The following is a 20,778-nucleotide window of genomic DNA, read 5'->3' as shown; positions in this document are numbered from 1 at the left end:
GGAACCCTTCGGGGTCCCCGGGCGTGCCAACGGTCGGGACGCGCGAGCCCGTCGGGGGACGGGCCGGGCCGGCGGCAGGGACGGGGTGCCGCGAGCGGGCGGGATCGGACGACGGCAGGTGGGCTGGATGATGGACGCGAGCAGCGCGGCACGGAACCGCTCCGGGCAGGTGGCGCAGGCACCCGGGGACCCCTCCTGGGCGGCCGACCCGGACGGCGAGCCCGATCTGGAGCGGCTGGGCCTGGAGCAGCTGCGGGTGCTGCGCCGGGAGACCCTGGAGCAGGAGGCCGACCTGTCCTACCTGCGGCGGCTGCTGCACGGGCGGATGGACATCCTGCGCGCCGAGCTGGACCGACGCCCCGGCGGCGGCCCCGCTCACCCCGCCCGAACGGGCGGCGAGGGGAGCGACGCCCTGACGGCCGGCGAGGGGCTCGGCGGCGACCTGCTGGACCGGCTGCCGGCCATCCTGACCGACGCGCCCTCCAGCGTCCGGCGCTCGGCCCGGCACGTCACCCTGGGCCCGCCGCGCACCCAGGAGTCCCAGCTGGAGGCGGACGCCCTGATGGGCGACGTCCAGCTCGCCGACCTCGCGGCGCACCCGGCCGAGGATCTGGTGGCCGCCCTGGAGCGGCTGCGCGCGCACGAGCGCGAGGTCTCCGGCCGGCGCCAGCGGCTGCTGCGGACGGCCGACGGTTGCAATGCCGAGATCACCCGCAGGTACCGTGATGGGGAAGCACGGGTCGACGACCTGCTCTCGGAGAGGCCGCTCTGACCGGGTGAGTCGTCGCGGGTGGGCGGGGTCCGGCTTCCTCCCGGCCCACCCTTGCCCCCGGAAGGCTCCCGATGTCCCAGTCCGCCACCCCGCCCGTGCTCGCCGAGGTCATACGTTCGGGCTTCACCGAGGGCCGCCACCACGGCTCCCTGGTCCTGCTCGCCGCCGACGGCTCGGTCGAGTTCGCACTGGGCGACCCCGACGCGCCGGTCTTCCCCCGCTCGACGGCCAAGCCGTTCCAGGCGGTGGCCACCCTGCGGGCCGGGCTCGCGATCGAGGGCGAGCTGCTGGCGCTGGCGGCCTCCAGCCACTCTGCGGAATCGTTTCACCTCGACGGTGTCCGGGCCATCCTCGACTCCGCCGGACTCGACGAATCGGCCCTGCGCACCCCGGCCGACCTGCCGCTGGACGAGACCGAGGCGGAGCTGCTGCTCGGCGCCGGCGGCCGGCGCGCCCCGATCCTGATGGACTGCTCCGGCAAGCACGCCGGCTGGCTGGCCGCCTGTGTCGCCAACGGCTGGGACACCGAGAGCTACCTCGACCCGGCCCACCCGATCCAGCTGCTGGCCGGCGAGGCCCTGGAGGAGGGCACCGGCGAGGCCCCCGTGCACGTCGGGGTGGACGGCTGCGGCGCCCCGCTGCTGGCCGTCACGCTGACCGGCCTGGCCCGCGGCTACCGCGGCCTGGTGCTGGCCGCCGAGGGCACCGCGCAGCGCCGGGTGGCCGACGCGATGCGCGCCCACCCCGAGTACGTGGCCGGCACCCGCCGGGCCGACACCTGGCTGATGCGGGCCGTCCCGGGCGCGCTGTCCAAGATGGGCGCCGAGGCCGTCCAGGTGGTCGCGCTGCCGGACGGACGGGCGCTCGCCTTCAAGATCGACGACGGCGGCGAGCGGGCCCGCGGCCCGGTGTTGGCCGCCGCGCTGCGCCGGCTCGGGGTGACCGGCGCGGCGGACACCGTCGAGCGGATCGGCGCGGCCCCGCTGCTCGGCGGCGGCGTTCCGGTCGGGGAGGTCCGGGCGGCGTTCTGACGGCCGGGGACCGCCCGTCGGAGGCGGTCGGGGTGCGGGCCGGGCGGGGGCGGTGCACGGTGGACCGGGGGCCGTCGCACAGCTGAGGGAGTCCGCCATGACCGACCATGTGTACCGGGTGACCGAGATCGTCGGGTCTTCGACCGAGAGCGTCGACGCAGCCATCCGCAACGGGGTGGAACGGGCCGCCCGGACCCTGCGCAACCTCGACTGGTTCGAGGTCTCGCAGGTCCGGGGCCACTTGGAGGACGGCCGGATCAAGCACTACCAGGTGTGCATGAAGGTCGGCTTCCGGCTGGAGGACTGAGCCCCCGGAAGCGCCGGACCCGGAACACACCGGACCCGGGACGCGTCAGGCCGGGACACGACAGGGGCCGGGGCCGCGGACGGATCCGCGGGCCCCGGCCCCAGGCTGTCCCGACCTACCTCGAACTGTCCTGGTCGAGTGGGATCGGAACGACGGTTCAGTGACCGCCCTGCTCCGCCAGGCGCTTGATCGAAGCGGTGACCTCGGCCTCGGCCTCGGCGCGGCCGACCCAGTTGGCGCCCTCGACGGACTTGCCCGGCTCCAGGTCCTTGTAGACCTCGAAGAAGTGCTGGATCTCCAGGCGGTCGAACTCCGACACGTGGTGGATGTCCCGCAGGTGCTCCCAGCGCGGGTCGGTCGCCGGGACGCAGAGCAGCTTGTCGTCGCCGCCGGCCTCGTCGGTCATGTGGAACATGCCGATGGCGCGGCACTTGATCAGGCAGCCCGGGAAGGTCGGCTCGTCCAGGATGACCAGGGCGTCCAGCGGGTCGCCGTCCTCGCCGAGCGTGCCCTCGACGTAGCCGTAGTCGGCCGGGTAGCGGGTCGAGGTGAAGAGCATCCGGTCGAGCCGCAGACGGCCGGTCTCGTGGTCGACCTCGTACTTGTTACGAGAGCCCTTCGGGATTTCGATAAGGACGTCGAACTCCAACGGTTCCTCCAAGGTAGGGACTGACAGAATCCAAGTGTCTCCTACGGGAGTGAGTGCTCAGGAAAGGGGCCGGTCGGTGGGAGCTGGGGTGGGGGCGGCGCGCCGCCGCAGGGGGACGGCCGCGGGACTGTTCGGGGCGGCCCTGTTGGTCGCCGTAACGGTCCTGACCGCAAGCGGTGCGTATGCGCAGTCGTCGCCGACCCCCGGCGGGCACAGCGCGGGGCAGGGCGAGGGCGACGACGACCAGGGCGACCAGGGCGGCAAGCAGGGCGACCAGGGCGGCAGAAAGGGCGACCACGGGAAGGGCACGCCCCGTACGGGCGAGAGCCCGAACGCCGGCCCCACCCGTCGGGCCGAGCCGCCCGCCGGCTCCACGCCGGGCAGTAACGATTCGGCGGTCGCGCGCCCGGCGCCCGCGACGGGCGCCGTCCTGGCCACCGCCGAGAACGGCCCGGAGGCCGCCGTCCCCACCGCGCAGGGCCTGCAGCAGGTGCTCGCCCCCGCCCTCGCGGACAAGAACCTCGGCACCGTGACCGTAGCCGTCGCGGACGCCGCCGGCGGCCGACTCCTCTACGGCTCCGGGGAGAACACCCCGGCCACCCCCGCCTCCACCACCAAGCTGGCCACCTCGGTCGCGGCCCTGTCCCTCATACCCGGCGACACCCGGCTGACCACCTGGGTGGTCAGCGGCGCCGACCCGGGCGCCATCACCCTGGTCGGCGGCGGGGACCCGACGCTCACCGCGCTGCCCGCCGACCAGGTGCAGATCGGCGGCCAGCCCGCCGACGCCGACACCGCCCCAGCCTCGCTGGAGGCCCTCGCCCGGCAGACCGCCACCGCCCTCAAGGCGGCCGGCACCACCACGGTCAAGCTGGACTACGACCTGTCGATGTACGCGGGCAACCCGCAGCACAAGAACCACGACGCGCAGAACATCGCCCTGGTCGTCCCGCTGATGGTGGACGAGGCCAAGGTCGACCCCAAGAGCAGGGAGGAGGCCCCGGCCCGGGTCGCCGACCCGGCCGGCGCGGCCGCCGAGGCCTTCGCCGCGCTGCTCGCCGCCCAGGGCGTCACCGTCGAGGGCAGGGCCAGGCCGGCCGCCGCCCCGGTCGCCGCCGACGCCACGGTCCTCGGCAAGGTGGACTCGCCGACCGTCGCCAGGCTGGTCGAGCGGCTGCTGACCACCTCCGACAACCAGCTCGCCGAGGCGATCGCCCGTCAGGTCGCCCTGGCCGCCCGCCAACCGGCCAGCTTCGAGGGCGCGGCGACCGCCGTCACCCAGGAGCTCACCAAGCTCGGCGTGCCGATGACCGGCGTGGTCCTCAACGACGGCAGCGGCCTGCACCCGGGCAACGCGATACCGCCCGCCGTGCTGGTCCAACTCCTCGCCCTGGCCGCCTCCGAGCAGCACCCCGCCCTGCGCCCGGTCCTCACCGGCCTCCCGGTCGCCGGTTTCACCGGCACCCTCAACAAGCGCTACGGCTCCGGCTCCGGCGCCGCCGACGCGGCCGGCCTGATCCGCGCCAAGACCGGCACCCTCAGCGGCGTCAACACCCTCGCCGGCACCGTCGTCGACGCCGACGGCCGCCTCCTCGCCTTCGCCGTCATGACCCGCACCTCCGCCCCCGCCGACACCGCCCGCGCCGCCATGGACCGCATCGTCGCCCACCTCACCACCTGCGGCTGCCACTGATCGGCGTCGACCACCCCGGGCCGCTGCCGTCACCTCGACGGCGGCGGTGCCCGACGCCGGGGATCCACCGTGCCGGTGGCCGGATTCGGATGGGTTCGGGTGGGTGCGGGGACGGGCAGGGTGGGTGGAGGCCGGGCGTTTCCGGCCGCCGGTCGTGCCCGTGAACCGACGCCTCCAGCCGACGGCGGCGGGCTCGGCCCGGGCGGTGCGGCTGTTGGGGACAGGTGGCTGCCGTTGGTGGTGGGGAGCACGTACGGTGAGGGCATGACGAGCGCGAGTGGCGGGGCTGACATGGTCGACTGGAATCTCGCGGTCGCAACCGCGACCAGGCTGGTGCGGCCGGGGCCGGAGGTGAGCCGGGCGGAGGCGGCGGCGGTGGTCGCCGAGCTGCGCCGGCACGCCCTGGAGGCGGAGGAGCACGTACGGGCGTTCACCGGGATGCGGTCGAGCAGTCTGACCGCGGCCGCCGCGACCCCCGTCCTGGTGGTGGACCGTCCGGGGTGGGTGCGGGCGAACGTGGCGGGCTTCCGGACGGTGGTCCAGCCGCTGGTGGAGAAGCTGCAGGCGCGGCGGGCTAACAGCGCGAGCGCTGGTGTGCTCGGCGCGGTGGGGGAGAAGGCGACCGGGATCGAGGTCGGGGCGCTGCTGGCGTTCCTGGCGACCAAGGTGCTGGGCCAGTACGAGACCTTCGCCCCGGCCGAGCCCTCGCTGGAGGCGCCGGACAGCCCGGCGGCGCTGTTCGACAAGCCGCGGCTGGGCCCGGAGGGCCCCGGGCCGGGCCGATTGCTGCTGGTGGCGCCGAACATCGTGCACGTCGAGCGTGAGCTGGACGTCGACCCGTCCGACTTCCGGCTCTGGGTCTGCCTGCACGAGGAGACGCACCGCACGCAGTTCACCGCGGTGCCGTGGCTGCGCGACCACATCCAGTCCGAGGTGCAGTCCTTCCTGGCCGAGACGGACGTCGACCCGGGCGCGCTGCTGGACCGGCTGCGGGACGCGGCGGGTTCGCTGGGCGGCTCCCTGCCGGGGGCGGGCGGCCGGGAGGGGCGGGAGAGCGCCTCCTCGGCGAACCTGCTGGAGATCGTCCAGTCGCCCGCGCAGCGGGAGATCCTGGGGCGGCTGACGGCGGTGATGTCGCTGCTGGAGGGCCACGCGGACGTGGTGATGGACGGCGTCGGCCCGGCCGTGGTGCCGACCGTCGCGGAGATCCGGGAGAAGTTCCAGCAGCGTCGCGACCGCGGGGCGAACCGACTGGACCTGATGCTGCGCCGGCTGCTCGGCATGGACGCCAAGCTGCGCCAGTACCAGGACGGGGCGGTGTTCGTCCGCGCGGTGGTGGAGCAGGTGGGCATGGAGGGGTTCAACCGGGTGTGGACCTCCCCGAACACCCTGCCGACCAAGGACGAGATCCACGACCCGGCCGCCTGGGTCGCCCGGGTCGCCCGCTGAGCGACCCGGGAGGCCCGAAAGCCCCGGGAACCGCGACAAGCCGGGACCGCCGGCGGTCGGCGGCGGTCAAACCCGCTCGTACGAGTGGTCCAATCGGGCAGATGGCGGGTGAAGATACGTTTCTCCATTCACCCGAACGTGGGACGGTGGTCGTACCGGTGGCGCGGGTGGCGTAGCGGGTCGCTCCTTTCTGCCACCATCTGTGAGCGCCCGGTAACGCGGCGCTATGGAGGTGCGCGGTCCCGCCGTGCCCACCGCAGTCCTGTCCCCCTCCGTCGAGGAGTCGTCCGCCGTGGGCCCTCACCCCGCCGTCGCCGCGATACGCCTGGCCGTTCGCCGCACGCTCACCGACCTCGCCGCCGAGGCCGGTACCACCTTCACCGCGCCCGTGCGCGAACCCCGCGAGCGCCCGGCCGGGGCGCCGCTGGTGGGTGCCGCCGTCGGCACCACCCTGATCGGCAACGCCGCGCGCCACCCCTCCGGGCTGCCCCGCACCCCGGCCGCACCCGGCTCGCCGCTGGTCCTGGTCGCGGTCAGCGGCGGCGCGGACTCGATGGCGCTGGCCATCGCCGCCGCCTTCGAGGCCCCCAAGATCGGCCTGCGGGTCGGCGCCGTCACGGTCGACCACGGCCTGCAGGACGGTTCGGCCGACCGCGCCGCCCAGGTCGCCGAGCGGCTGCGCTCGCTGGGTCTGGACCCGGTCGAGGCGATCCCGGTGCAGGTCGGCCGCACCGGCGGCCCCGAGGCCGCCGCCCGGGACGCCCGCTACGCAGCCCTGGACGAGGCCGCCGAGCGCCACGGCGCGATCGCGGTGCTGCTCGGCCACACCCGGGACGACCAGGCCGAGACCGTCCTGTTGGGCCTGGCCCGCGGTTCGGGCGCCCGCTCGCTGGCCGGGATGCCGGCCCAGAAGGGCCGCTACCGCCGTCCGCTGCTGGAGCTGGACCGGGCGGCCACCCGGCAGGCCTGTTCCGCCCAGGCGATCCCGGTCTGGGACGACCCGCACAACTGTGATCCCGCCTACACCCGCTCCCGGGTCCGCCACGAGGTGCTGCCGGTGCTGGAGAAGCACCTGGGCGGCGGAGTGGTGGAGGCGCTGGCCCGTACCGCCCGGCTGTTCCGCGACGACGCCGACGCCCTCGACCAGTGGGCCGCTTTGGCCGAGCGCGACCTCCGTACGGGCGAAGGCGCCCTGGACGCCGTGAAACTGGCCGAACTGCCGCCCGCCGTGCGGCGCCGGGTGCTGCGCCGGGCCGCGCTGCGCGCGGGCTGTCCGGCCGGGGATCTGTTCGCGCGGCACCTGGAGGCGGTGGACCTCCTGGTCACCGGATGGCGTGGTCAGGGGCCGCTGCACCTACCCGGGGGCGTCGAGGCCACCCGCAGGTGTGGCACGCTGGTCTTTCGGCGGCAGGGCGACTGAGGGCGAGGCATGTCCCGGGGGAGCCGGCCGCCGGCCACACAGACCCCGAACGTTTGAGGACGTATCCCCGGTGGACCAGAACGACATGGGCGCTGACCTCGCGAAGGTGCTCATCAGCAAGGACGAGATCGACGCTAAGCTCCTTGAGCTGGCCGAGCGGATCGACCGGGACTACGCAGGCAAGGACCTGCTGATCGTCGGTGTCCTCAAGGGTGCCGTGATGGTCATGGCCGACCTCGCCCGGGCCCTGCACTCGCAGGTCACCATGGACTGGATGGCGGTCTCCTCGTACGGCATGGGCACCAAGTCCTCGGGCGTGGTGCGCATCCTGAAGGACCTGGACACCGACATCGCCGGCCGTGACGTCCTGATCGTCGAGGACATCATCGACTCCGGCCTGACGCTGTCCTGGCTGCTGGGCAACCTGGGTTCGCGCGGCCCGGCCTCGCTCGAGGTCTGCACCCTGCTGCGCAAGCCGGACGCCGCCAAGGTCGAGATCGACGTGAAGTACGTCGGCTTCGACATCCCGAACGAGTTCGTGGTCGGCTACGGGCTGGACTACGCGGAGAAGCTGCGTAACCTCCCCTTCATCGGTACCCTCGCCCCGCACGTCTACGGCGGCTGAGGGCCCGTTCGGGCTACGGGCGGGAACAGTAGGTTGTTCCCGCCCGTTGGACCGGGGGGACAAAGAACCACAGCCGTGTCGCTACGCTCCCGCCATGGGCGGGTCCGACTGCGGTACGGTCCAATAAACCGCTCTTCACATGAGCACCAACCGGATGCGCCGCGGCCCTACAGCCTCCCGGCGCCGTTGAGTGGCAGGAGGGACGGGGCGGCAACGCCCCGCATGGATGGACGTCAAGCGATACTTCCGTGCGCCGATCATGTGGATCGTGCTGGCCGTCCTCGCCGTCATCGTACTGATGCAGGTCGTTTCGGACTCGAACGGCTACAAGACGGTGGACACCGGTCAGGTGGTCGCGGCGATCGACGCGCACAATGTCAAGTCCGCGCAGATCACCACCGGTGACTCGAACACGATCAAGATCCAGCTGAAGGACGGCGCCACGCTGTCCCCCGCCGGTACGGGCAAGACCCCGTCCGGCAGCAAGTTCCAGGCCTCGTACATCGGCGACCAGGGTGTCGCGATCGCCGACAAGCTGCAGGCCCAGATCAACGACAAGGACCCGAACACACTCGCCGAGGGCTACACCGTCAGCCCGGAGAAGCAGAGCACCTTCGTCAGCCTGCTGCTGTCGATGCTGCCGATCGTGATCATCGTCCTGGTCTTCCTGTTCCTGATGAACCAGATGCAGGGCGGCGGCTCGCGCGTCATGCAGTTCGGCAAGTCCAAGGCCAAGCTGCTCACCAAGGACACCCCGAAGACCACCTTCGCCGACGTCGCCGGCACGGACGAGGCGGTCGAGGAGCTCCACGAGATCAAGGAGTTCCTGCAGGAGCCGGCCAAGTTCCAGGCCGTCGGCGCCAAGATCCCCAAGGGCGTGCTGCTCTACGGCCCGCCCGGTACCGGTAAGACCCTGCTGGCGCGTGCCGTCGCGGGTGAGGCCGGGGTGCCGTTCTACTCCATCTCCGGCTCGGACTTCGTCGAGATGTTCGTCGGTGTCGGCGCCAGCCGTGTCCGCGACCTGTTCGAGCAGGCCAAGGCGAACGCCCCGGCGATCGTCTTCGTCGACGAGATCGACGCCGTCGGCCGGCACCGCGGCGCGGGCCTCGGCGGCGGCCACGACGAGCGCGAGCAGACCCTCAACCAGCTGCTCGTCGAGATGGACGGCTTCGACGTCAAGGGCGGCGTGATCCTGATCGCCGCGACCAACCGTCCGGACATCCTGGACCCGGCGCTGCTGCGCCCGGGCCGTTTCGACCGTCAGATCGCGGTGGAGCGCCCCGACCTCCAGGGCCGTCTGGACATCCTCAAGGTGCACCAGAAGGGCAAGCCGATCGCGCCCGACGTCGACCTGTCGGCCGTCGCCAAGCGCACCCCCGGCTTCACCGGCGCCGACCTCTCGAACGTGCTCAACGAGGCCGCGCTGCTGACCGCCCGCTCGGACAAGAAGCTGATCGACAACGGCATCCTGGACGAGGCGATCGACCGCGTCGTGGCGGGTCCGCAGAAGCGCACGCGGATCATGTCCGACAAGGAGAAGAAGATCACCGCGTACCACGAGGGCGGTCACGCCCTGGTCGCGGCGGCCTGCCAGTACAGCGACCCGGTGCACAAGATCACCATCCTGTCCCGCGGCCGGGCCCTCGGCTACACCATGGTGCTGCCGGACGAGGACAAGTACTCCACCACCCGCAACGAGATGCTCGACCAGCTGGCCTACATGCTGGGCGGGCGCGCGGCGGAGGAGCTGGTCTTCCACGACCCGACCACCGGCGCCTCGAACGACATCGAGAAGGCCACCGCCACCGCGCGGGCCATGGTCACCCAGTACGGCATGACCGAGCGCCTCGGTGCGATCAAGTTCGGCACCGACAACTCGGAGCCGTTCCTGGGCCGCGAGATGGGGCACCAGCGCGACTACTCGGAAGAGGTCGCCGCGCTGGTCGACGAAGAGGTCAAGAAGCTCATCGAGAGCGCGCACAACGAGGCCTGGGAGATCCTGGTCGAGAACCGCGACGTGCTCGACAACCTGGTTCTGGAGCTCCTGGAGAAGGAGACCCTGAACAAGGAGCAGATCGCCGAGATCTTCGCCCCCGTGGTCAAGCGCCCGGCCCGGCCGGCCTGGACGGGTTCCACCCGTCGCACGCCGTCCACCCGGCCGCCGGTGCAGTCGCCGAAGGAGCTGGCGCTCACCAACGGCGCCGCCGCCACCGACGCCGCTCCGGTCGACATCGTGAAGCTCCCGCCGATGCCGGCCGCCGAGCCGCCGAGCGAGAGCTGAGCAGGGCACCTGCTGGAATGGATGCCGCGTCACCGGGGTTTGTACCCTGGAGGCGCGGCATCCGTGCTGTTCAGCCAGAGTCTTCCCACACCTAAGCGAGGCCCGCATGATCGACCCGGTGACGCTCGACGGTCCGCCCGCCGTCGGAACCTTCGACCAGAAGCGGGCCGAGAACGCCATCCGCGAGCTGCTCCTCGCCGTGGGGGAGGACCCGGACCGCGAGGGCCTGCTGGAGACCCCGGCCCGGGTCGCGCGGGCCTACAAGGAGATATTCGCGGGCCTGTGGCAGGAGCCGGAGGAGGTCCTGACCACCACCTTCGACCTCGGCCACGACGAGATGGTGCTGGTCAAGGACATCGAGCTGACCTCGGTCTGCGAGCACCACCTGGTGCCGTTCCGCGGTGTGGCGCACGTCGGGTACATCCCGTCCACCAGCGGCAAGATCACCGGCCTGTCCAAGCTGGCCCGGCTGGTCGACGTCTACGCCCGCCGCCCGCAGGTGCAGGAGCGGCTGACCAGCCAGGTGGCCGACGCGCTGATGCGGATCCTGGAGCCGCGCGGGGCGATCGTCGTGGTCGAGTGCGAGCACATGTGCATGTCGATGCGCGGCATCCGCAAGCCCGGCGCCAAGACCATCACCTCCTGCGTGCGCGGCCAGCTGCGCGACCCGGCCACCCGGGCCGAGGCGATGAGCCTCATCATCGGTCGGTAGGGGCATCGGCCGCTGAGGCGGTGGCAGAGCGGCTCAGGGCACCTCGTGCTCCGCGTGCGGCGGAGCCGGGGTGCCCAGCGCGTTGCGGCGCTCGGGCATCCGCAGCGTGACCATCCGGCGCCAGCCGAAGGCGCGGTCGTACAGGTACAGCACGCGCACCCCGAGGGTGACCACGGCGAGCTGCCAGCGCGGCCAGCGCAGGATCCGTGCCATCCGGGTGGTGACCGCCAGCCCGACGTCCCGGTGGGTGCGGATCTCGCCGCGGGCGCCGGTCTCCAGGACGTGCCGGATGTACGGGCCGTGGCCCTCGGCCGTCAGCCGCAGCAGCTCCTCGTGGCAGTACGCGAGGTGGTCGTCCTCGTCGGCCGAGATCATCCGCATCGCCCGCCCGAGTTCCGGGTCGTCGCCGTACACCTTCACCAGCCGGCGCATCTGCTCGGCGGCGCGCTGCTCGGTGACCCGGCTGTGCGCGAGGTAGGTGATGATCTCGCGGTCGGTCAGCGGGACGTCGCTGTTCAGCCGCTCGTGCGCGAGGCCGACGCCCCGGCGCTCCAGCAGCATGCAGTAGGCGGCCTCGTCCGGGACGGGCACCTTGGGCAGGCCGCGCTTGTTCAGCAGCTGGGTGAAGATCCGGCCGTGCTTGCGTTCGTCCGCGCCGTGCCGGGCCACCTTCGGGGCGAGGACCGGATCCCGGGTGAGGGCGGTGATCCGCTCGTTCTCCCAGCCGCCCTGGTCCTCGCCGCCGGCCGCGATGCTACAGAACAGCTGGTATGCCTGGTCGTTCCGGTAGATCTCGTTGAAGAGCGAACGGGTGCTCAGCACGGCGCCTCCTGCGTGGATCCGGGGCGGCGCCCGCCGGGGTGCCGGTCGGGCGGTCGCGATACGTTCCCCCGAGCCGTCGGCCGGCCGGGCCGACCGGCGGGTAGTCACTCACACGTGCTAGCCCCGGCTACCCGAGGTGCGTGCCCAGCCATTCGAGCGAGGCGGGCAGCTCCCGGGTCCAGCTGTCGAAGTTGTGCCCGCCGTCGTCCAGGTAGAGCGACTCGACCTTGAACTGCGGGTTGGCCGTCGCGACCTGGGTGGCCTGGTCGACGAACTGGACGGTCTGCGGGTAGTCCGATTCCTTGCGGGTGGAGACCACCAGCAGGTTGAGCGGCGGGGCCGGGAGGTTCTGCAACCGCCAGCCGAGGTCGTGCTGCTGCGTGAGCGATGTGTCGCCGTTGAAGAGGTCGCCACCGGTGTACTGGTCCTGGCGCACCGAGAAGTCGCCGTGCAGGCCGGCCGCGCTGCCGTAGACGTTCGGGAAGCGCATCGACAGCCGCATCGAGCAGCTGCCGCCGGTGGAGTAGCCGAACAGGCCCCAGGAGCCCGCCGAGCGGCCGAGCCGGTAGGTGCTGTGCAGCGCCTCGGGCAGGTCCTTGACGAACCAGGTCTCGGTGCGCGGCCCGCCGGGGACGTCCACGCACTCGGTGTCCCGGGACGGGACGACCGACGGACGGGCCATCACCAGGACGGTCGGCGGCATCTTGCCGGAGCGCTGCAGTTCGACCGCCGTCTGCACCAGCGGCAGCTCCTTCAGCAGGTTCAGGGTGGTGCCCGGGTAGCCGGCCAGGGCCACCACGACCGGGAAGCGGACCAGGGCGAACTTCGGGTCGAAGTACTCGGGCGGCAGGTAGACGAACATCTGGTCGGAGAGGCCGCTCTCCCTGCCGTTGACCCGCACCGACTCGACCCGGCCGACCTCCTCGGGCGTGCCCTTCGGCAGGTTGCCGACGCTCTCCAGGCCGCCCTCGTCGGTCGGCTGGACCAGCTGGTCGGAGACCGGGGTGCCGCCCCTGTGGTTCTCGTGGCTGGTCAGCGCGAGCTTGGCGCCGCCGGGGTCGAGCAGGTCGCCCCAGGAGGTGTAGAAGCCGAAGGAGTTGTTCACCGACAGCGCCAGCACCGCGAGGGTCGACACTTGAACCACTGTCAGCAGGCCGATCCGGCCGAGCACCGGCAGCGGGCGCTGCCGGGCCAGCCGGGGCCAGATCCACAGGGTGGTGACGAGAGCCGCAGCGCCGAGTGCGAGCAGCGAGTTCACCAGCGCGTCGCTGGTCAGTTCCATACCGCCGGCCTTCCGGTGGGACACTGTCGGTGCAGGCTTCATCGTCTGGCGGTCCGTCAGGCCGGACCACCGCTGCTAGGCCGACCGGGCGCCTGTCGGTTCGGGAGGCCGGGGGGAGACCGGGGGCAACCGGCGCCCTAGAATGCGGCGTCCACCGTACGTAACGCGTACCGGACGGTCCTGCCCCGCCATGCGGCGGCGGGCCCCCGGCTCCCGCCCCCGGCTCAACCGCAGCGCGCCCACGGCACCGGTTTTACCTACCGTTTCCGGATCCTTGGTATGCGCATGGCCTGATGAAGGAATAGGCATGAAGGTCCATCACACGTGCTCCCCCGGAGTGACCGGACACCGCCCCGCAGCCTCTACCCTGAGCTTCCATGAGCGTTCCCGTGTCCGTTGAGCCGAGCCCCGAGCAGCCGCCGCGCCGTCGGCGTGGTCTGCAGACGCTGCGCAACCAGGCGGCCGCCGTCCCGAGGGCCTGGCTCCCCGGCGCGGTCGGCTACGCCTGTCTGCTGATCGGGCTGGTGGACATCGCCAGCGCGGTGTTCCCCAAGCTCCGGCACACCAAGATGCACACCTTCGCCGGGCAGCTGCCGGGCGGCACCACCAGCCTGGCCGCGGTCGGCACGCTGATGGTCGGCATCCTGCTGGTCCCGCTGGCGCACGCGCTGCGCCGGCGCAAGCGGCGGGCCTGGCGCGCGGTCTGCGTGCTGCTGCCGGTCAGCGCCTCGCTGCACATCGTGCGCTGGCACCAGATCGGCCCGGCGGTCGTCTCGCTGGTGGTCCTCGCCGTGATGCTGGTGCACCGGCGCGAGTTCTACGCCAAGGCCGACCCGCGCACCCGCTGGGGCGCGGTGGTCAACCTGGTCGTCATGGGCACCCTCAGCGTGCTGCTCGGCCTGCTGATCGTGAGCACCCGCACCAAGTACGAAATGGGCCACCCCGCCCTCGTGGAGCGGCTGCAGCACGTCGGGTACGGGCTGTTCGGCTTCGAGGGCCCGATCCGCTACACCAACATGCGGATGTCCGACCTGGTCGCCTACCTGCTCGGCGGGCTCGGCCTGCTGACCGCCTTCACCACCGCCTACCTGGCGCTGCGCCCGGGCAAGCCGAAGCCGGAGCTCACCGCCGAGGACGAGGACAAGGTCCGCGAGCTGCTCAAGCGGCACGGTGAGCGCGACTCGCTGGGCTACTTCGCGCTGCGCCGCGACAAGAGCGTGCTGTTCTCGCCCACCGGCAAGGCCGCGATCTCCTACCGGGTGGTCTCCGGCGTGATGCTGGCCTCCGGTGACCCGGTCGGCGACGTCGAGGCCTGGCCGGGCGCGATCAAGGTGTTCATGGCCGAGGCCCGCGAGCACGCCTGGGTGCCGGCCGTGATGGGCTGCAGCGAGGTCGGCGGCGAGGTCTGGACCCGTGAGGCGGGCCTGGACGCGCTGGAGCTGGGCGACGAGGCGATCGTCGACACCTCGGCCTTCTCGCTCTCCGGCCGCGCCATGCGCAACGTCCGCCAGATGGTCAAGCGGATCGAGCGCAACGGCTACTCCTGCAAGGTGCGCCGGGTCTCCGAGCTCACCGTGGAGGAGAAGTACCGGATCGCCGACGCCGCCGCCCGCTGGCGCGGCACCGACACCGAGCGCGGCTTCTCGATGGCCCTGGGCCGCTTCGGCGACCCGCTGGACGACGACTGCGTGGTGGTCACCGCCCACAAGGAGCCGGAGGAGGGCGAGAGCGGCGACGACCTGAAGGCCGTGCTGCACTTCGTCCCCTGGGGGCCGGACGGCATCTCGCTGGAGCTGATGCGCCGCGACCGCGCCGCCGACCCGGGCCTGAACGAGCTGCTGATCGTCGCCGCCCTGCAGGCTGTGCCCGCCCTGGGCGTCCGCCGGGTGTCGCTCAACTTCGCGATGTTCCGCTCGGCCCTGGCCCGCGGCGAGCGGATCGGCGCCGGCCCGGTGCTGCGCGCCTGGCGCGGACTGCTGGTCTTCCTGTCCCGCTGGTTCCAGATCGAGTCGCTGTACAAGTTCAACGCCAAGTTCCAGCCCGAGTGGGAGCCGCGCTTCCTGGTCTTCCCGAACACCCGGGACCTGCCGCGGATCGGCTTCGCCGCGATGCAGGCGGAGGCGTTCATCACCCTGGGCATGCCGCGCTTCGGCCGCAAGCGCCAGCGCGAGGGCCTGATGCCGGTCCCGTCGAGCAGGGAGGTCACCGAGGCCGCCTGAGGCACCTCGACACCGCCCGGGGCCCCCGCCGAGAACGCTCGGCGGGGGCCCCGTTCGATAATGGGAGGCATGAGCAACTCGCCGTCCTCCTCGCTGCCGGCCGGACTGCCGCGGCTCGACCGCTGCTCCGTGATGGGCGTGGTCAACGTCACGCCCGACTCCTTCTCGGACGGCGGGCTCTGGTTCGACCCCGCCAAGGCGATCGCGCACGGGCTGGCCCTGCGCGCCCGTGGCGCGGACCTGGTGGACGTCGGCGGCGAGTCCACCCGCCCGGGCTCGCAGCGGGTACCCGAGGAGGAGGAGCTGCGCCGGGTGCTGCCGGTGGTGCGCGAGCTCGCCGCCGCCGGGGTGGTGGTGTCCGTCGACACCATGCGGGCCTCCGTCGCCGAGCGGGCCGTCGAGGCCGGCGCCGCGATCGTCAACGACGTCTCCGGCGGGCTCGCCGACCCGGCGATGGCCCGGGTGGTCGCCGAGAACGGCGCGCCCTTCGTGGTGATGCACTGGCGCGGGCAGTCCGCCGACATGGACAGGCTGGCCCGCTACGACGACGTCGTGACGGACGTGGTCGCCGAGCTGACCGACCGGATGGACGCCCTGCTGGCCGCCGGGGTCAAGGAGGACCAGTTGATCCTCGACCCGGGGCTCGGCTTCGCCAAGACCACCGAGCACAACTGGGCGCTGCTCGGCCGACTGGACGCGCTCACCGCGCTCGGCCGTCCCGTGCTCGTGGCCGCTTCGCGCAAGCGGTTCCTGGGTACGCTGCTCGCCGACCCGGAAACCGGGGAACTGCGCCCGGCCCGCGAGCGGGACGCCGCGACCGCCGCGGTCTCGGTGCTGTCGGCCCAGGCCGGAGCCTGGGCGGTACGGGTGCACGACGTGTCCGGTACGGCGGACGCCGTCCGCGTGGTCGCGGCCTGGCAGCGCGCGGCGCGGCTGGGGTGAGGGAGGGTCTGTGACAGGTGACGGCAGGTTGAGCGGCGGTACGGCGGGAAAGGCCCACGAGGTGGACCTGGAGGCGGTGCTCGCGGCGAACCGGGGGTTCTACGAGGCGCTGGAGCGGGGGGACGTCGAAGCGGTCGAGGACGCCTGGCTGGGCCCCGAGTACGCCGACGACAAGGGCGGCGTGGTGTGCGTGCACCCCGGCTGGCCGGTGCTGCGCGGGCGGGCGCAGGTGACCCGCTCGTACATGCTGATCATGATGAACACGGAGTACATCCAGTTCTTCCTGACCGATGTCGAGGCCGAGGTCCACGGCGATGTGGCCCTTGTCACGTGCACCGAGAACATCCTCTCCGGCGGTGAGGCGGAGGAGGAGGGGGAACTCGGGCCGCTGGTCGGCGGAAAGGTCGTCTCCAGCAATCTGTTCCGTCGCACCCCGGCCGGATGGAAGCTCTGGTCGCACCATGGTTCACCCGTCCTGACCAGCGGGGACGAGGACGACGAGGACTGATTTCGGCGGTCGTGGGAAATCGGCACCGGACCGGCGCCGGGGAATTTCCGAGTGGTCACCGAACGTTCACGTCAATCGCCGATCCGGTGCGCGTGGCGACGGTTCGTGCCGGGTAGGACGGTCAGGCGTTGTCCGCGCTCGCGGGTAGATTCGAAACGGAGTGGCGGGCGTGCTGCCCGCCTTCGCCCTGCCCGTCCATGCCTTTCTCCGGGTGGGGCCCGTCCGACTGGGAGCAGTGATTCGTTTGCTGGACCGCGTCACCCTGCGGGGGCTGCGAGCCCGGGGCCACCACGGCGTCTTCGAGCGCGAGCGCATCGAGGGCCAGACCTTCGTGGTCGATCTCGTGCTGTACCTGGACACCCGCCCCGCCGCGTCCGGAGACGACCTCACCCGCACGGCGCACTACGGCATCGTGGCCGAGGAGGTCACCGCGATCATCGCCGGGGAACCGGTCGACCTGATCGAGACCCTGGCCCAGCGCATTGCCGACCAGTGCCTGAAGCACGACGCGGTCGAGGAGGTCGAGGTCACCGTGCACAAGCCGGACGCCCCGATCACCGTGCCGTTCGACGACGTGACCGTGACCATCCACCGGGGCCGCGCATGACCCCCACCGCGCGCCTGGTTTCCGATGCAGAGGGATTTCTTCGATGAACAGCAGTGACCCGATCACCGAGCCGAACGCGTTCGACCTGGAGAGCCGGGTGGACTCCGCCGACACCACGCTGCACAGCCAGCGCTGTGCTGTGGTCGCGCTCGGCAGCAACCTGGGCAACCGGCTGGACACCCTGCAGGGTGCCGTGGACGCGCTCGCCGACACCCCCGGGCTGAAGATCAAGGCCGTCTCCGCGGTCTACGAGACCGAGGCCGTCGGCGGCCCGGAGGAACAGCCCAACTACTACAACGCGGTCGTCGTGCTGCGCACCTCGCTGCCCCCGCAGGACCTGCTGGAGCGCGGCAACGCGATCGAGGACGCCTTCGGGCGGGTCCGGGAGGTCCGCTGGGGTCCGCGCACCCTGGACGTCGACATCCTGGCCTACGAGGGCGTGGTCAGTGACGACCCGCAGCTGGTGCTGCCGCACCCGCGCTCGCACGAGCGGGCCTTCGTGCTCGCCCCCTGGCTGGACGCCCAGCCCGAGGCCGAGGTGCCCGGGCACGGCCAGGTCGCCGCGCTGCTGGAGGCGCTCGGCGGTCCGGACGCGCAGGGCGTGAAGCGGCGCGACGACATCCGGCTGACGCTGCCGGAATAGCACCGAGAGAGCCGGCCCGGCGACCGGCCGGCCGGGAGGCCGGGGAACTCGGCCAGGGGGCCCGGCCGTACGAGTAGATGTCCGCCCGGCCGGGCCCGGTACGGTGGCCTGGCGCCGCCGTGCCGGGCCACCGGGCGGCCGGCCGGCTCTGGTACCCCGGGAAGGACCTCCTCCGAGTGAAGCTGCTTCGCCTCCGCCTGCTGATCGGCATCACCGCCGCGACGACGGCGCTGTCCTGGGCCGGCTCCAAGCTGTGGGCGTCCCTGGACACGCTGCCGGCCGTGCCGGCCGCGGCGCCGGTGGTGCTGGCGGCGGTGGCGGTGATCCTGCTGGCGACCGCGCTCTCGCTGCGGTCCCGGTTGAAGGCGGTGCGCGAGCGGCAGCCCGGCGCGAAGCGGGTCGACCCGCTGCTGGCGGCCCGGGCGGTGGTGCTGGGGCAGGCCAGCGCGCTGGTCTCCTCGGTGGTCACCGGGATCTACGCCGGGGCCGGGATCTACCTGCTCGGCGAGCTGGACGTGTCGGCCCGCAAGGGCCAGGCCGTGACCGCCGGGCTCGCGGTGCTCGCCGGGGCCGCGGTGATCGCCGCGGCGCTCTGGGTCCAGCACGTGTGCAAGCTGCCGGAGAACCACGACGACCCGAGCGGGCCGGCGGCCTCGCACCGCTGAGACCTCCGCGGGTCGGCGGCGGGTCATCGGCCGGTCATCGGGCCGCCACCGCGCCGGGACATCGCTGAGCAGGCCCTTTTTCGTGATCTTGAGTGAAAAGCCGGGCACGTGCGGTAAAAACGGCACCCTGTCAAGGGCGGAAGGGGACCCTGGGCTGACACGGCCCCAATTCGCACGCTAGTTTCTTGGCATGTCTCGCGGACGCCATCGTCATTCCTCCGTCCTCAGCCGGGTCTTTCCCCCCACCGCTGCCGGCGTGCTGCTGGTCGCCGCACTCGCCGCTCTGCTTTTCAGTCAGGACACCATCCTGGTGCGCTCGGTGGGCATCGCGGCGCTGATCGCGGTGCTCGGCTTCGCACTGCTGCTGCGTCAGCGGGACAAGGCGGCCCGGGCGGCCGCCGAGGTGTCCGCCGCGCAGCGGATGCGGGCCGAGGAGCGCTTCGAGGAGCAACTGGCCGAGGCCGAGTACGCGGCCGAGGTCGCCGAGGAGCGGGCCACCCGCTTCGGGCGGCGGCTGACGGCGGAGAAGTCGCGGCTGGCCAAGGCCGAGACCGAGATCGCCCGGCTGCTGCGGGAGCGGGCCGTGACGGTGGCCGAGCAGGCGCTCAAGGAGGCCGAGGCGGCCCAGCGGGCGCTCGCCGCGAGCCGTCCGAAGCACCCGGCCAGTCCGGCCGCGTTCGTCCGCGCCGCGTCAGTGCTGCGGCTGCTGCAGCGCCGGGCGGCGGAGCAGGAGGCACGGCGGGCCCGTACGGCGGGCGCGGAGGTCGCGCTGCGGACGCCCGCGGCGGAGTCGCAGGTCGTCCCGGCGGCCCCGGCCCCGGCCCCGACCTCGGCCGTGCCGGCGCCCAAGCCGGTGTCCGTGCCCGCCCCGGTCGCGCCCTCGGTGCCCACCCCGGCGCAGGCGCCGGGCGTCCAGGCGCCGGCGCGGCCCACGGCGGTGCAGCCCACTCCGCTGCGCCCGGCGCTGACCGCGACGGTCGGTCAGCTCGGCGGGGCGCCGAGCGCTCCGGCCGCGGCGCCGGCTCCGGTGGAGCGGCAGCGGACCCGCCCGGCGCAGTCCGGGCAGGCGCGCGGGCAGGGCTTCAGCTTCTTCGGTCGCAACGCGGGTTCGGCGGTACGGGCGGCCGCTCCGGCGCCGGCGGTGGGCAGCATCGCCGAGCTGGGGGACCGGACCGACCTGGCGGACGTGGTGGGCGACGAGGCGGTCGCCGCGAAGGCGAAGGCCGAGGCGGCGGAGTCGGCCGCGCCGAAGGGCGCGCAGCCGTCGCAGCCGTCGCAGCCGTCGCAGCCGGTGCACGCGGCCCGGCCGGAGCGGTCGGGCGACGAGCCGGGACAGGGCGAGCCGACCGTGGTGGACCTGACGCCGGAGGACGAGACCGAGCTGATCGAGCTGCCGCAGCTGCGCGCGTCGCGCTGAGCGGCCTGGACGGAAAGCCCGCGGCGCGGGAAGTCGGACGGACCGACTTCCCGCGCCGCGGGCTTCTGGTGGCAGGTCGGATCTGTGACGGGGTGCGTCAGATCTGGACGCCGAAGTCCTGGGCGATACCGGCCAGGCCGGAGGCGTAGCCCTGGCCGACCGCGCGGAACTTCCACTCGCCGTTGTTGCGGTAGAGCTCGCCGAAGATCATCGCGGTCTCGGTGGCGGCGTCCTCGGAGAGGTCGTAGCGGGCGATCTCGGCGCCGCCGGCGGCGTTCACCACGCGGATGTAGGCGTTGCGGACCTGGCCGAAGTTCTGGCCGCGGGCGACACCGTCGTAGATGGTGACCGGGAAGGTGATCTTGACGGCCTCGGCGGGCAGGCCGGCCAGGTTGACGTTGATCGACTCGTCGTCCCCCGCGCCCTCGCCGGTGCGGTTGTCACCGGTGTGCACGACGGTGGCGTCCGGCGTGCTGGTGTTGTTGAAGAACACGAAGTGCGCGTTGGACAGCACCTTGCCGTCCGCGTTCAGGACGATCGCGCTGGCGTCGAGGTCGAATTCGGCGCCGGTCGTGGTGCGGACGTCCCAGCCCAGGCCGACGCTCACCGCGGACAGGCCGGGGGCCTCCTTGGTCAGCGAGACGTTGCCACCCTTGGAGAGGCTCACTGGCATGGCGATTGCAGTCCCTTCGTTCGCTTTTCCCGGGACAACGCGATACTCCGGGGGCTTGGTT

At 72.7% G+C, this 20,778-nt stretch carries 20 protein-coding genes; 16 read left to right on the top strand and 4 right to left on the bottom strand.

Annotation, left to right across the window (positions count from 1 at the left end; translation table 11 throughout):
• The first annotated feature begins 127 nt into the window (after positions 1-127).
• The 3 genes from ACH4E7_RS22560 (at position 128) to ACH4E7_RS22550 (ending at position 2,110) form a co-directional block, all read left to right on the top strand.
• Entirely contained in the window at positions 128-772 is a 645-nt protein-coding gene (locus ACH4E7_RS22560; protein ID WP_396250802.1) for an ABC transporter substrate-binding protein, read from the top strand.
• A 71-nt stretch (positions 773-843) separates the two neighbouring features.
• Entirely contained in the window at positions 844-1,803 is a 960-nt protein-coding gene (locus tag ACH4E7_RS22555; RefSeq protein ID WP_396250801.1) for an asparaginase, read from the top strand.
• A gap of 97 nt (positions 1,804-1,900) precedes the next feature.
• The gene (locus tag ACH4E7_RS22550; RefSeq protein WP_355671362.1) at positions 1,901-2,110 is read left to right on the top strand and encodes a dodecin; all 210 of its coding nucleotides are present in this window, start codon (positions 1,901-1,903) and stop codon (positions 2,108-2,110) included.
• A gap of 157 nt (positions 2,111-2,267) precedes the next feature.
• Here the strand turns inward: ACH4E7_RS22550 and ACH4E7_RS22545 are convergent, their stop codons facing one another.
• Complete coding sequence (locus ACH4E7_RS22545; RefSeq protein WP_030059594.1) at positions 2,268-2,759, bottom strand: inorganic diphosphatase; 492 nt, start codon at positions 2,757-2,759, stop codon at positions 2,268-2,270.
• A gap of 76 nt (positions 2,760-2,835) precedes the next feature.
• Between ACH4E7_RS22545 and dacB the strand changes: the two genes are divergently transcribed.
• From dacB to folE, 6 genes are all read left to right on the top strand, one after another.
• Positions 2,836-4,452: a D-alanyl-D-alanine carboxypeptidase/D-alanyl-D-alanine-endopeptidase gene (gene dacB, locus ACH4E7_RS22540; protein ID WP_396250800.1), complete on the top strand. Its 1,617-nt coding sequence runs from the start codon at positions 2,836-2,838 to the stop codon at positions 4,450-4,452.
• 264 nt (positions 4,453-4,716) lie between these two features.
• Positions 4,717-5,901: a zinc-dependent metalloprotease gene (locus tag ACH4E7_RS22535; RefSeq protein ID WP_396250799.1), complete on the top strand. Its 1,185-nt coding sequence runs from the start codon at positions 4,717-4,719 to the stop codon at positions 5,899-5,901.
• Between the two features lie 292 nt (positions 5,902-6,193).
• Complete coding sequence (tilS, locus tag ACH4E7_RS22530) at positions 6,194-7,321, top strand: tRNA lysidine(34) synthetase TilS (protein WP_396250835.1); 1,128 nt, start codon at positions 6,194-6,196, stop codon at positions 7,319-7,321.
• Between the two features lie 70 nt (positions 7,322-7,391).
• Positions 7,392-7,946 (top strand): hypoxanthine phosphoribosyltransferase, encoded by a 555-nt coding sequence (gene hpt, locus ACH4E7_RS22525; RefSeq protein ID WP_030059589.1) that lies wholly within the window; start codon positions 7,392-7,394, stop codon positions 7,944-7,946.
• Positions 7,947-8,172: 226 nt separating this feature from the next.
• A complete protein-coding gene (ftsH, locus tag ACH4E7_RS22520; RefSeq protein WP_396250798.1) occupies positions 8,173-10,227 on the top strand; it encodes an ATP-dependent zinc metalloprotease FtsH in 2,055 nt (684 codons plus the stop codon).
• 106 nt (positions 10,228-10,333) lie between these two features.
• Entirely contained in the window at positions 10,334-10,939 is a 606-nt protein-coding gene (folE, locus tag ACH4E7_RS22515; RefSeq protein WP_329883966.1) for a GTP cyclohydrolase I FolE, read from the top strand.
• 33 nt (positions 10,940-10,972) lie between these two features.
• Here the strand turns inward: folE and ACH4E7_RS22510 are convergent, their stop codons facing one another.
• A complete protein-coding gene (locus tag ACH4E7_RS22510; RefSeq protein ID WP_396250797.1) occupies positions 10,973-11,761 on the bottom strand; it encodes a ferritin-like domain-containing protein in 789 nt (262 codons plus the stop codon).
• A gap of 127 nt (positions 11,762-11,888) precedes the next feature.
• On the bottom strand, positions 11,889-13,043 hold the full coding sequence (locus tag ACH4E7_RS22505; RefSeq protein WP_396250796.1) for an alpha/beta hydrolase: 1,155 nt from the start codon (positions 13,041-13,043) through the stop codon (positions 11,889-11,891).
• 377 nt (positions 13,044-13,420) lie between these two features.
• Between ACH4E7_RS22505 and ACH4E7_RS22500 the strand changes: the two genes are divergently transcribed.
• The 7 genes from ACH4E7_RS22500 to ACH4E7_RS22470 all read left to right on the top strand — a co-directional run bounded on the left by ACH4E7_RS22500 (position 13,421) and on the right by ACH4E7_RS22470 (position 20,044).
• Positions 13,421-15,262, top strand: coding sequence for a phosphatidylglycerol lysyltransferase domain-containing protein (locus ACH4E7_RS22500; protein WP_396250795.1), 1,842 nt, complete (start codon positions 13,421-13,423; stop codon positions 15,260-15,262).
• Positions 15,263-15,331: 69 nt separating this feature from the next.
• Positions 15,332-16,204, top strand: coding sequence for a dihydropteroate synthase (gene folP, locus ACH4E7_RS22495; protein ID WP_396250794.1), 873 nt, complete (start codon positions 15,332-15,334; stop codon positions 16,202-16,204).
• Positions 16,205-16,232: 28 nt separating this feature from the next.
• Positions 16,233-16,712, top strand: a complete 480-nt coding sequence (locus tag ACH4E7_RS22490; protein ID WP_355671354.1) for a nuclear transport factor 2 family protein — start codon at positions 16,233-16,235, stop codon at positions 16,710-16,712.
• A gap of 247 nt (positions 16,713-16,959) precedes the next feature.
• A complete protein-coding gene (gene folB, locus ACH4E7_RS22485; protein ID WP_218204599.1) occupies positions 16,960-17,319 on the top strand; it encodes a dihydroneopterin aldolase in 360 nt (119 codons plus the stop codon).
• A 43-nt stretch (positions 17,320-17,362) separates the two neighbouring features.
• Positions 17,363-17,962: a 2-amino-4-hydroxy-6-hydroxymethyldihydropteridine diphosphokinase gene (gene folK, locus ACH4E7_RS22480; RefSeq protein WP_396250793.1), complete on the top strand. Its 600-nt coding sequence runs from the start codon at positions 17,363-17,365 to the stop codon at positions 17,960-17,962.
• A 176-nt stretch (positions 17,963-18,138) separates the two neighbouring features.
• Positions 18,139-18,627: a DUF3180 domain-containing protein gene (locus tag ACH4E7_RS22475; RefSeq protein WP_396250792.1), complete on the top strand. Its 489-nt coding sequence runs from the start codon at positions 18,139-18,141 to the stop codon at positions 18,625-18,627.
• Positions 18,628-18,817: 190 nt separating this feature from the next.
• Positions 18,818-20,044, top strand: a complete 1,227-nt coding sequence (locus ACH4E7_RS22470; RefSeq protein WP_396250791.1) for a hypothetical protein — start codon at positions 18,818-18,820, stop codon at positions 20,042-20,044.
• Positions 20,045-20,141: 97 nt separating this feature from the next.
• Here ACH4E7_RS22470 and ACH4E7_RS22465 read toward each other — a convergent pair whose 3' ends face one another.
• Complete coding sequence (locus tag ACH4E7_RS22465) at positions 20,142-20,717, bottom strand: TerD family protein (RefSeq protein ID WP_355671350.1); 576 nt, start codon at positions 20,715-20,717, stop codon at positions 20,142-20,144.
• Between the last annotated feature and the right edge of the window lie 61 nt (positions 20,718-20,778).

This window comes from Kitasatospora sp. NPDC018058 (assembly GCF_044327205.1).
GTDB lineage: Bacteria > Actinomycetota > Actinomycetes > Streptomycetales > Streptomycetaceae > Kitasatospora.
The sequence above is the reverse complement of the archived record's forward strand: the minus strand, read 5'-3'. Positions and strand labels throughout refer to the sequence as shown.